At 59.8% G+C, this 11,792-nt stretch carries 6 protein-coding genes and 2 pseudogenes; 4 read left to right on the forward strand and 4 right to left on the reverse strand.

The window, feature by feature from the left end; all coding sequences use genetic code 11:
* Positions 1 to 62: 62 nt before the first annotated feature.
* Both KZH41_RS20790 and KZH41_RS20795 read right to left on the reverse strand, forming a co-directional pair.
* Positions 63 to 6,278 (reverse strand): membrane-targeted effector domain-containing toxin, encoded by a 6,216-nt coding sequence (locus KZH41_RS20790; protein WP_263273612.1) that lies wholly within the window; start codon positions 6,276 to 6,278, stop codon positions 63 to 65.
* Between the two features lie 109 nt (positions 6,279 to 6,387).
* A pseudogene (locus tag KZH41_RS20795) lies at positions 6,388 to 6,628 on the reverse strand (hypothetical protein); the annotation flags it as partial.
* 17 nt (positions 6,629 to 6,645) lie between these two features.
* Here KZH41_RS20795 and KZH41_RS20800 point away from each other — a divergent pair.
* The 4 genes and pseudogenes from KZH41_RS20800 (at position 6,646) to KZH41_RS20815 (ending at position 9,138) form a co-directional block, all read left to right on the forward strand.
* On the forward strand, positions 6,646 to 7,101 hold the full coding sequence (locus tag KZH41_RS20800; protein ID WP_263273613.1) for a VOC family protein: 456 nt from the start codon (positions 6,646 to 6,648) through the stop codon (positions 7,099 to 7,101).
* Positions 7,102 to 7,128: 27 nt separating this feature from the next.
* A pseudogene (locus KZH41_RS20805) lies at positions 7,129 to 7,353 on the forward strand (DUF1963 domain-containing protein); the annotation flags it as partial.
* Between the two features lie 49 nt (positions 7,354 to 7,402).
* Positions 7,403 to 7,753 (forward strand): hypothetical protein, encoded by a 351-nt coding sequence (locus KZH41_RS20810; protein WP_094952126.1) that lies wholly within the window; start codon positions 7,403 to 7,405, stop codon positions 7,751 to 7,753.
* A gap of 134 nt (positions 7,754 to 7,887) precedes the next feature.
* Complete coding sequence (locus tag KZH41_RS20815) at positions 7,888 to 9,138, forward strand: hypothetical protein (protein WP_094952125.1); 1,251 nt, start codon at positions 7,888 to 7,890, stop codon at positions 9,136 to 9,138.
* A gap of 57 nt (positions 9,139 to 9,195) precedes the next feature.
* Here the strand turns inward: KZH41_RS20815 and KZH41_RS20820 are convergent, their stop codons facing one another.
* Together KZH41_RS20820 and KZH41_RS20825 are read right to left on the reverse strand one after the other, a co-directional pair.
* Positions 9,196 to 9,822 carry a glutathione S-transferase family protein gene (locus tag KZH41_RS20820; protein ID WP_263273614.1) on the reverse strand — a complete coding sequence of 209 codons (627 nt, stop codon included), beginning with the start codon at positions 9,820 to 9,822 and terminating at the stop codon, positions 9,196 to 9,198.
* Positions 9,823 to 9,890: 68 nt separating this feature from the next.
* Complete coding sequence (locus tag KZH41_RS20825; RefSeq protein ID WP_263273615.1) at positions 9,891 to 11,630, reverse strand: OPT family oligopeptide transporter; 1,740 nt, start codon at positions 11,628 to 11,630, stop codon at positions 9,891 to 9,893.
* Positions 11,631 to 11,792: the final 162 nt, after the last annotated feature.

An 11,792-nucleotide genomic window follows, 5' to 3' on the forward strand; every position in this document is an offset into this window, starting at 1 on the left:
TCGACGGTTAAAAAGCCCTGCCCGCACAAGATGCAGGGCCAGGGCCAAAGTGGGTCAAGCGATTAGAAGGCGGGTAACATGCCCTTTCCTGCCTTGAGGGCGAAGATCAATTGCCCAAGGGTATCGAAACGTCTGGTTTTCAAATCATCCCAACGATCAATAAACAAACGCCCATCGACATCAACTTGAATAGGCGTGGAGACAATTTCCCCCGTCCTGGCTCGGTGGAGCAGATTAGTGTGCGCCACAGAAGGCCGCTCAATCAGAAAGTCGCCGCTCTCCCTCAACCGTGAGCGCAACGACGTCGTCGAGGGGACGGCTGTCATGTTCAGTTCGGTTTTGAGTGCTTGAACCACGTCCTCCATCAACAAGTAACGTTGCTCGTTCAACCGTGGAAAGTTCTCAATATAGAACTGCCCCACATTGTCCATTTTTATCGGATGAGAAATGATTTCTCGGTTTTCGGAAAGACGCATCAGCGTGGCCTGGTTCACTGCAGGCCGTTCAATCAGGAAGTCGCCGATATTTTTCAGCCGTGCGCCTGGCTGGGTCTTAGTAGAGGCGGCGGTCAAACGCGTGTGTGCCTTGAGGGCCTCGTTCACGTGTTCAAACATGAAGAAACGTTGATCCTTCAACTGCGGCCAACGCTCAACAAAAAACTGGCCTTTATCGTCAATTTGAATGGGGGTGGAAACAATCTCTCCGTTGTCGGCACGGTGGAGCACATTGGCGTCGCCCAATGACGGCCGCTCGATCAGGAAGTCGTCAATATTTCTCAGCCACGTGCGATCCGTTTGGGCCGGGGGCAACGGTGGGGAGCTGCCGGCAATCGCGACGTCTATCTTGAAGTCACTGCGCACGGCTACGCTGCCGGAGCTGCCTATCCCGCCTTCGAGGATTTCCCATCCGCCCCGGTGCAACGGGCGTGCGTTGCTGGGGGCGACATCGCGTACCGTCAAGCTGACCGCATCCTGCAATTGCGCGATACCCGGTACACCATGGACGCTATCGAGGTGGCCGCTGCCCATGAGCGCTACCCACTTATGGGGGCCCACTGCAGCCTGGTCAGCCTTGATCACCTCATTGGCGAAATAGCTGAAAACGTTATAGCGGCCGTGAACCGCCTCCATACCTCGGGTGTGATAACTGGCTGTGCAATCGAGTGCTCGGACGCGCACTCCGGCCTTGTTAGCGGCCTTGACCACATGGGTATACGTGTTGTCACCCCGATAACGGCCCATATGGCCAGCATCTTGTGCGCTCAGATAACGCTGCAGGTTTTTCGGCATTTTCGCCGTTTTATAAAAGGTGTCCAACTCGGCCTGATGCAGATCGGTCAGCAGGTGCTCCATGTACAGGGTTTTGACGCCCTGCGCTTTGAACCGCTGCATGTGTTTGATCAGGGCCTGTTTGCTCGATTGATGAGCGTGGCCTTCGCCGATGACAAGGCCCAACTTTTGTTTATACAGTTTCTCGATAAACGCCTCTTCAGTGGTCGCCGTGGCGAGGTCGGTGAAATCGGCGCGTACCGGTGGGGTGTAAGCGGCAAATGCGTCTCTGGCGGTTTTATCCAAGCGATTGCGAGTGCTCCTGAAAGCGCTGAACGCCAATACATCTGGGCTTTCGGCAGTGAAGCCATATCGGGTATCCAGGGCGTTTTGCGAGTAGACCATTTCGTCCAAGTTGGGTTTATGGATCGCGGGCAGATCAAACGCCGTGTAGTGGGACGGGGCAAGCGGCACCGGCACTGCCGTTGAGGGGCCGGCCGTCGGCACCGTTTGTGACGCTGCTGCCATTGTCAGCTTGTAGTCACCCCGGGCCAGCTGGGCGGCAGAACTATCGGGCAGGACGCCCACGGCCTGGCCCGGGGCAACGTCATCAACACGCAGGACGACGACATTTTGCAAGTCGCCCAGCCCCGGCAGTTCGTCGACACTCCCTACGCGGTTGTGATCGACCAGGGCGATCCAACCTTCATCGGCTTTTTGGGTCGCAAGGGCTTTGTGCGAATAAAAATTTCTGAGTTTGCCACTGCGCGGGATAAATCGTTGTGCATCAGAGAGCGCCAACACATGCTCCATATGATAGGAACTCGACGCGTCCACACCCTCGATGGCGACTTTGTGCTTGTGCGCTTCCAGCATCAGTTTGCGGAAGGTAAAGGGGGCATCTGCCTCCCAGCCTAGCGCCTTGTCGACCCGTGCCAGGTGGTCCTCGACGGTACTCAACGCGTGCGCAAGTTTGCCTTTGACTTCCCCGTTGATAATTCTAAGTTTGCTGCGAAAAACATCAGCCGGCAGGTTCTCGATGTACAAGCGTTTGAGCCCTTGCGCAGCCAATGCCTGAATGTCTTCGATCAGTAATTGCTTGCTGGCGACGCTGGCGTTGGCTGCGCCAATAATCAGCCCCTTCTTGAGGGAGAACAGGGCGGCAAGCACGCTGGAGGGGCTGGAATCTGGCGCCAGTACCGGCAAACCGGTGCGGGTCGGGCGTGCTGGCGGCGAGGCGTAGAATGCGTCTGCGTCCTGAACCAGCTGTTTCACTTGGTTGGGATAGCTGTCGCGTAGCGCCTGAAACGCCTCATAGGCCTCCACTCGTGCGCCTGTCGCAAGCACTTCGTCAGGATAGTCGACGAGGCTTTTGCGGAAATCCGGGTCGAGTGCCACTCTAAAATTTTTGCCTTGCACCGATGAAATCTCGTATTTGGCCAGGGGCTGCTCAGCGCCCTCCTGAAGGGCCTGATACTTCCTGCGCCCTCCTCCCACCTCCCCAAAACGTACCCAACGCCCCTCGGCATTTTGGTTGACCAGACGCGAGGTTGAATGCATTTGCCCGGTAAGCGAATCGTAGCGATACAGCAGATGACGACCGATGGAATCCGGTGTGCTCTTTACCCAGAACGCCTTGGCGTCAAAGAGCACGGGGTTCATATCCCCAGGAATGCGAGGGTCGGACGCCTTAAGCAGCGTGGCCAGTTTTGCCGCTTTAAGCGCCGGCCTGATCGACAATGCGTTAAACGGGCCTTTGAAGGCCGGGCGGACGTCGAACACCACCGCGCCGCCCAGGTTTGCCAGGTAGCCGATGAAGTGTTGCAGCGCGCCATCCTTGTCGCCCAGGTGGTAGGCGTTGATAGCAAGCATGGCGTCCTTGAACGCCAGCAGGCCACCCAGGCCCAGGCTCAAGGCAGGAAATGGGAGGGTGGCGATGGCCGTGACCAGCTCTACACACGTCCAGAGAACCCCCATGATCATGTCCGTGCGGTTGACCGTGGTGGCAACCACATCATCTATTTTGCGCTGCAAGACCATGTTGTACAGCTCGTGTCGCAGGTCTGCCAGGGGCGTGACAAGGGCTATCGGGTCATGACGTGCGGGGCTTGAGGTCGTGCGATCTATCGTCTCGGGCAACCCATCGCGGGCAGCCTTCAGAAAACTGCCGATCCGGGTCCTGGCTTTGACCGTCACTCGACCATGGAGATAGTCCGATACACCGTCGACTTTTTTCAGCCAGTAGTTGAACAGCTTAGCCTCACGCACGTCGATGCCATCGGGGGCGTTGGGGGTGTACAGCAGAACCGGGTTGTCAGCATGGCTGAACAGGTAATTGCCGATGACCCATTCGCCGTCAATCACCAGCCGATGGACCTTATAGGTATTGCGGGTCGCAACCGTGGTATCGCCAAGGCTGTCGATGGCGTGTTCCAGCCAGGTCAGGTCGACCCGGGCGATATGGCCGCGCAGGCAGCAGTCCAACGCCGCGTATTTCATCTGCAGTTGGTTAATCGCCAGGGTAGCGTTGCGCCGCTCGGTGTAACCGGGGCTGGTTGCGCTTTGCAACTTGTCGCGAACTTCTTCGGTATAACGCTGACCGATCCACACACCGGTCACCGCGCGGGAAACCTTTTGCGGAGTCAGGAGGCTAATGTCGAGCCCTTTCGGCCCGCTGAAGGTGGCCGAGGTCGAGAATTTAGGGTCAATGAAGCCGACGTTGTCCTTGTAGCCGTCTCTGTATAACTGGGTATAGGACATAGGCGCCGGCAGGCCGCCCACCAACGGCCAAGGCGCCGAAACGTACACGGTGTCCGGGTCAATATCATTCTCGCTACGGCCCAATAGCGTGTTCAGGCTGAGTTTGGCTTGCTCGTGCAGATAGGCGTTGAAGGTAATGAAGTTCGCTTCTGAATCCGGCCGGCTGTTATAGGCGAGCAAGGCACCCGCAGCATCCTCGCCAAGGCTGGTCAACCGGGTACGGTCTGGCGCCGAGGCAGAGCGGTACCACAGCGGGGTGCTGTATTCGTAGTCATCCAGCGCTGCGCTTTGCGAATGAACAACCATGGCCTCCAGGCAGACTGTATGGGTGCACAGAGGGCCGAATGTCACTTCCTCGTGTTCCTTCGCGTCGGGCTTGAAGCCCAGCCCGGCGAGGAACGTGCCCATCTTCGGGCGAAAACGCAGCGGGCATTGCGCAAGCAAGTAGTCGCTCATGGTCCGGCCGTTGTACCGGGTTTTGTCATCGGCCCAGTCGATGATATGGGTCTGGCATTCGCGCTCGCTCGTGAAGGCAAGGAACTGTTGCTCACGTGGCGAGCCGGGGGGGCACAACAGCAAGCGCTGGGGTTGGCCATCGGCATCCTCCTCACGCAATAACCACAGGTCTTTGAGTTGCGCGCCATGCAGCTGCACGGTCTGCGCACGCAAACGCGGGTTTGTGCCGGCTCGCAGGTCCTCGAACAACAGGTAGTTCGCCGGGTTCAAGTCGCCTCGTAACTTGGCGACATAAGCAAGCAACACCAGGCGTTGATCGAACAGGTGTAGGGCAGCCTGTTTGAATTCAGGTTTGCGCTGCATGGCTTTTTGCAGCGCCGCAAAGTCCAGGCGCGGTTGCAGGTCCGGTTCGCGAAGTATATCCAGCAGGCTTTGCGCATTCAGCTCGGCGTGACGGCCCTGCAGTGGTGCGCCCGCGTAGGTCAGGGCAGTGCTGGCCAGAAAGTCCGAGGCAGGCAGCTCATCACCGGTATGCAGCCCCGAATAGCTCAGCTGCGCCAGGTTGCGCTGCTGCTCGTAGATGCCGACGTAGGCAACGTTACGGCGGGTCGTGACTTGCAGGTTTTGCAGATCCAGGTCATGAATCTCCAGCTCCTCGTCCAGGTACTCGGTCAACTGATAAAGCGCCAAGGCCTGGGGCGAAGCGGCAGGCCCCAGCAGGTCGATAAAGGTATTTCGGGCCTGGTTGTAACCTTGTATGAAACCACTCAGGGTTTGCTGGCTGATCGCGTCAGCGCTGCGATACCAATCAGGCAGGCTGTTGTACAAGCTTCGTTCCAACAGTTGTTGCTGCCTGAATGCCAGGCGTAACGACAAATCCGGGAGCGCAGCCTTTACCGCGTTGTCCAGTGCCAATTTGAGCAGCGCTGCGTCGTGCAACGGGTTGTCGACCAGGCTCAAGGCCAGGTCGACGTCCTGGCGGCGCTTGTCGAGCATCGCGTTGTAGGTGTGTTCGAACAGTGGCTCGCCTTCAATGGGCAGCAATTGCAGGGGCCAAATACCCGCTACGTCCAGCGCTTGGTAACGCACCGGCAAATAGCGGCAAAACTCTGCGTGGCCCGCCGGCAGCCCCAGGCTCGCCTTGAGACACTGGTCGAGCTCTGCCAGAGAGTCGAAAGCCTCCAGGCCTCGGTTTGGGGTAAATAACAGGACCTGGCCAAGGTCCTCACCCGACGTCAGGTTATCCACCACAGGGCTGGATTTGCGCGTGAGCACAAAGGCCCCCGCAAATGTCACGATCGCGTCCTGGTAGCTGAAATTGAGCGAGTACATGCCGGGGCGAAAGGTCGGGCCTCGGGAGCAATCTTCAATCATGCGTTGTTCGGTGGGAGACAGCAGATGGTCACGCACATCCAGCGTGGCCTGCTGTTCCAGCGCGCTGAGGCCGGCCGTGGAGGTCATGTAGCTCTTGCGGCCCAGACCGTCCACGGTGCTGGCTTCGTCAAGGCCTTGCAGGTGTGTGTTCAAATCGGTTTTGAGCGTGGCGAGCAGCGTCTGGCCGGCTGCCTGGGTGAGATCTGCCTGCGTCAATGCCTGGAACAAACTGCGTGACCGGTTCAACAGGACGTCGTTGGCGGTGATCAAGGTGGTGTTGAGCTTTTCCAACGCCAACAGTTCGGCTGGCAATACCACGGGAAGCTTGGTTTGGGTACGCAACCCAGGGTCGATTTCAAGCAGGTGAGTGCGTATTTCTTGAAGCGTTGGTACCGCTGCAAGCGTGTTAGGCGTGCTCATGGGCACTGTCCTCAGGGTGATGGAATGAGCCATCAGCTTGAGGCGGGCTTTGGAGGTCACGGCGGTAGATATTCAATCTGCCGGTTAAAACCAACCCGACAGGCGTGCCCTACCGCTCAGCACTGCGTATCAGCGATACAAAAAGCTCACCCTGCGGCATCTTGTGCAACGCAATACCCGCATTCTCAAACCACCCCTGCGCCACCACATCGCCGTTGCGATCCGTCGCAATGATTGTATAAGGTGAAGCCGGGCCAGCCTCAGGGAAGTACGGCCCATCCTGATAAAACACGCTGTCAGGCTTGCCACCCCACACCCCCCCGCACCGCAGCATCAGCAATACCCGCCACTCACCAGGAGCCCTGCAATGGATTTGAAGTTCAGCCACGTCGACGTCTTGGTCGAGAACCTCGAAGAGGTGTGCGCCTACTACGCAAAGATTCTCAACGCCAAAATCTCCAAAACCCAGGTCTGGGATCGCGGCGGCCTGCAGGTACGTTTTGCGATTGCACTGATGGGCCAGGAGCGTTTCATGCTGGTTCAGCCATTGGCGGGCAACTTGCGCGAGCTGTTGGACGCACACGGCGAAGGGATGATCTACCGGCATTGCTACACCACACCGGACATCGAAACGGCCTACGCCGAATTGATCGCCACCGGGGTGCAACCGGAGGATGAAAACGGCAAGCCGTTGACCCTTGAGGACCTGCGGTCGCCGGATGGGAAACGCATCATCTGGTTGCCCAAGCGCTTCGGGCATTTCTCTATCGAGATTCTGGAGGAGAAGGCGTTGGAGGCGTTTATCGAAGACGCATTCGCCTGAAACGGCGTTGCATTGAGCGCCGACATCGAGATTCAAAGCTATTACGACTTGGTCACCCATACCTACGAACATAAAATCGGCGGCTACCCTTCGTTTTGCCAGTCGGGCGTCGACCCGGGCGCGGGCTTTGAGTTTGTGTTCCAGCTATCGTCTGACGCGAAAATAAACCTCAACGTCGTGGACAGCGGGAGCTTGATGTTCTGGAAGAACGTCGTCACTGGCGAATGGGCGCTTTACTATGACTTTTATTAAAAACACCCAAAAAACAGATGATTAAGCGCTAACTTATTGGAACCCCTTAATGCCTTCCCCAAAACGCGACATCGCCCGCCTCGAACGCCGCCTGGTCGCCACACTCACCGAAGCCTGTGAAACCGCCAAAGCCGAAATTCCAGGCTTCGACTGGCTGACCCACACCGTCGACTACGCCGCCTTCCCCCAAAGCCTGCGGGTGACCTGGGTGTTCGATACCCGCGCCAATCAGGACCACGCCCTGGCAACTGGCGCCGACCAACGCATGCGTGAGCTGACTGCGGCGGCGCTGCACGAGGCCGAGGTGACGGCGGTGAACATTGATCGCTGCGTGCGCTTCGACTCCGAGCAAGCATGCAGCGCCCAGCATGGCGGCGATTGGCGCCGGCGCCTCGGTTGAGGGACGCGACGCTGTTCAACTGTGGGAGCTGGCTTGCTTTCGTGGCGAGCGGGCTTGCCGTGTTTTCCTAGAAGCCGCCCCCCATCTACTGGATAATGCAGCCTCGCCTTTCTCCGATAAGGACATCCCCCGTAATGAAGTTGCCCGCCCTCCTCCTGGCTGCTGCCGTGTTGCCGTCCCTCGCCCATGCCGACGACGCCGCCTTGACCGACACACTCAAGGCTTTCACACGCTGCGACGCGAGCTTCTTCTCCAGCCTCAACACGCACCGTGACGCCTGGCAGGCCTACGCTCCGCTCAAGCAGGAAAAGAACTTCACCTGGATCGCGGTCAAAAACCGCGCCGACCGCAAGGCTGACCAAGTGCCGGTCAGCGCGCCGCCCATTGCGGGTTTGAAGCTGTTGTCGTATGCCGATGAGGTCGCCGACCTCGGCCCGTTGGGGCGCTACTATTACTGGGGCTTCATTGTGGACGGCGGTGTCGATGAGGTTGCCCAGCGCCTCGCGCCGCTGTTGGAACAACCCGGGTCGCTGCAAAAAGGCGACAAGGAATACACGCGCAGCGAGCTCAAGGTCGGCAACGGCTGGCAGGCAATCAAACCCCAGCCGGGCAAGGCGCCGGGCACGCGGCAGGTGGAACGGGTGCTGATCGTGGAGCCGCAAGGCAAGCAAGGCACACAATCGCGTGTCAGCTGCTCGGTACAAGGCGGCGTGAATGCCGGGCTGCTGGCGCTGTTGCGTCCCGACATCGCGCCGGTCGACTACCCGCGCACCCAGATCGAAACCAACTTCAGCGATGTCGACGTGCCTGCCAACGTGCTCCAGCGCCTCGACTCGCCCCTGCTGCAACCGAAGTTCAAGACGCTGAACTACAGCTACCTGTCCAAAAAAGGCGATGGCAGCAAGGACGTTCCAACCTCAGTCACCTTCAAGGCCGAGGGTGGTTTGCTGGTGAAGAACGAGGCCTACGGCAATACCTTCAACGTTGATCGCCTGACGCAAGCCGACCTGATCCAGTTGAAGTCGAAGATGAATGGCGTAGGCGATGGTCGCGTGCTGCAAACCCGCGAAGTCGAACTGAAGCTGCCGAACAGCTGGGCCCCTGGTCAAACGCTGAGCGCACGCATGAAGATGCTGAATGTGCCTGCCCAACCGACCGACAAACCCTACGAAACTTCGTTGACCTGCAAGGTCGGTGAGCGCATCCCGGCACGGCAGGTGTTTGCCGCCTTGACCGGCGACGCCATCAAGCTGGCGTGCGACCAGGGCGACTATAAGACCTCCCGCGTGTTTATCGAGGACCTGGGCGTGGCGCTGACGCTGGAGTTGACGTCGAGCGAATCGCATTATGTGAATGAGATAACGGCGTTAGAGGTGGTGCGCTAGTCGGTTAGTCAGCACTGGCGCCCCCCTTGTGGCGAGCAGGAGGGGACGCCTGCGCTTTTATTTGGCGAACGCGTACTCGCCGCCCTGCTCCACCGCCTTGCGATAAGCCGGCCGCGCCTGGAAGCGTTGCACCCATGCGGCAAGGTTCGGGTAGGCCTGCAACTTGCCTTGGGCCTTGGCGATTTCGCCGATGAAGCTCAGCTGGATATCCGCACCGCTGAGTTCGTCACCCATCAGGTACGGCGTATCCGCCAGCACATCGTTCAGGTAGCTCAGGTAGTTAGCCACTTCCGATTCGATACGCGGATGCAACGGCGCGCCCGCTTCACCGAGGCGCCCGACGTAGAGGTTGAGCATCAGCGGCAGCATGGCCGAGCCTTCGGCGAAGTGCAGCCATTGCACGTATTTGTCGTAGGTGGCCGTGGCCGGATCGGGTTGCAGGCGGCCTTGGCCGTGACGGCGGATCAGGTAGTCGATGATTGCGGCGGATTCGATCAGCACCAGCGCGCCGTCTTCGATCACCGGGGATTTGCCCAGTGGGTTGATGGCCTTGAGTTCAGGCGGAGCAAGGTTGGTTTTCGGGTCGCGCTGGTAGCGCTTGATCTCGTAAGGCAGGCCGAGTTCTTCGAGCAGCCATAGGATGCGTTGCGAACGCGAGTTGTTGAGGTGGTGGACGGTGATCATAAGGGCTCCGCTGTACACGAGTGGGTATTAAGGTAAGAGACTACGCTGTCGCGCTGGAGTGCCATGGATTAATTCGCAACCATCGCCCACAGCGACGCGCCGACGCCGGTGATGCTCTCCCCGGCAATCAACCCGGCGGCGGCGGTAATCGCAAAGCGCTCGGTGACACTCGGCCAACGGCAGCTCACCAGCCACGTCAGCACTGCGCCGAGGGCCATCATCAGCGACACCGAGGCCGGCAGCACGAAGGCCAGGCCCAAGGCGGCGGCGCTGGGCAAGTACCGGGCGCGTTGGGCGGGCAAGGTGCTGTCGAGAATCCCCAGCAGCACGCCGACCGCGCCTGCCAGAGCAATTGCCCAGCGAATGCTCATCGACAATGAATCCAGCCCATGGGTCAGGGTTTGCGCCACGGCTTTCCAGGTGGCGACCGCAGGCGCCGGCCACTCTTCGGTGAGCAGCATGCTCTGCGGATCGGGTATCAACGCCAGGTAGGCAAACACGCCGACGATGCTGCCAACAAAAATCCCCAGGATCTGCGCGATCACTTGCTTGCGCGGCGTGGCGCCAATCGCCTTGCCGACCTTGAAATCATTCATCAAATCCGTGCATTGCCCGGCCGAGCCACCGGCGGTGTTGGCGCTCATCAGGTTGATCGGCACCTGCCCCGGCGCGACGATGCCGAAGCTCAACTGGGACAATTGCCCGATGGCGCCGATAGGCGGAATGCCAGTGGCGCCCACCACGCGGGCGGCCACGGCGGCCAGGCAAATCGCCAGGGGAATGGTCAACAAGGCCATCCACAGGTTGATGCCAAACAACACCGACTGCAGGCTCACTACCAAGACAATCGCCAGTGCAAACCCGGCGGCAGGCCAAGCGTTCGGGACGGCCCAAGGCAGGCCGCCACTGGCCTTGGTGGTCGTGTGCAAGGCCCACAAACGAATCGCCAGCGAGGCCAGCGTCGAGCACACCATCAGGCTCACGCCTGGCCACAACAACCACGCCACCAGCGCGGCGAATTGCGGGCCGCTGCTGCCTGCCGGCAAGGTCACCAGGCCTTGCGCCAACAGCCACGGCCCCAGCCCGCCCCACGCGAGCAAGGCGCCGAGCAGCAGGGTCAGGCCTACGCGAATGCCGATGATGCCGCCGAACCCCAGCAACAGCAGCGAAGGGTCGGCGGTAAAGGTCAGGCGCTCCAACTGCGCGGTGGGTGACCAGCGCGGGAAGGCCCACAGGAACGTATCCACCCACTTGACCAACCCGGACAGCAACGCAGCGCCGAGCAGCACCTTCAAGCGCGTGGCGGCTTCGCGGCCGTGGTTGTAGATGTGAAGTAGGGTTTCGAGGGTGGCCATGCCTTCAGGAAATTTCAGCGTCTTGTCGTTGAGCAGTGAGGGCCGCAGGTACCAGGCGATCCAGATCCCGAGGAAACTCACCGAGAACACCCAGGCGATCATCGGCAGCGCGTCCAGCGTGTTGCCGGTCAACAAGGTGTAGGCCGGGATCGGCGCCACCAGCCCACCGGAGATAATCGAGGCAGCGGCCGAGGCGACGGTTTGGTTGATGTTGCTTTCGTGCAGTGTCCACGGCAGTTGCCCGGGGCTGCGCTTGGCCAGGCCTTGCCAGATGGAGTAGCCGACCAGCAAGGCAATGATCGACATGTTGAACGACCAGCCGATCTTGAGCCCCGCGTACACATTGGAAGGTGTCAGCAGGATACCCAGCACGACCCCGGTAATCACCGCGCGCAGGCTGAGTTCGCGTTCCACTGGGGCGGTCAGGTCGGGTGTTGGCGGGGTTGAAGGCATGCGGATTCCTTTCGGCAACGAAACAGGGCGACTTGATAAGTGAGCGCTGTTGGGGCTGAAGGTTCATCAACCGCGCGGTGTTTTCACTCAACGTCCGCTGGCTTCGAAAGGTAGTGCAACCTCTGTGGGAGCGGGCTTGCCCGCGAAAGCGGTGGGTCAGTC

This window comes from Pseudomonas sp. YeP6b (assembly GCF_025642995.1).
GTDB lineage: Bacteria > Pseudomonadota > Gammaproteobacteria > Pseudomonadales > Pseudomonadaceae > Aquipseudomonas.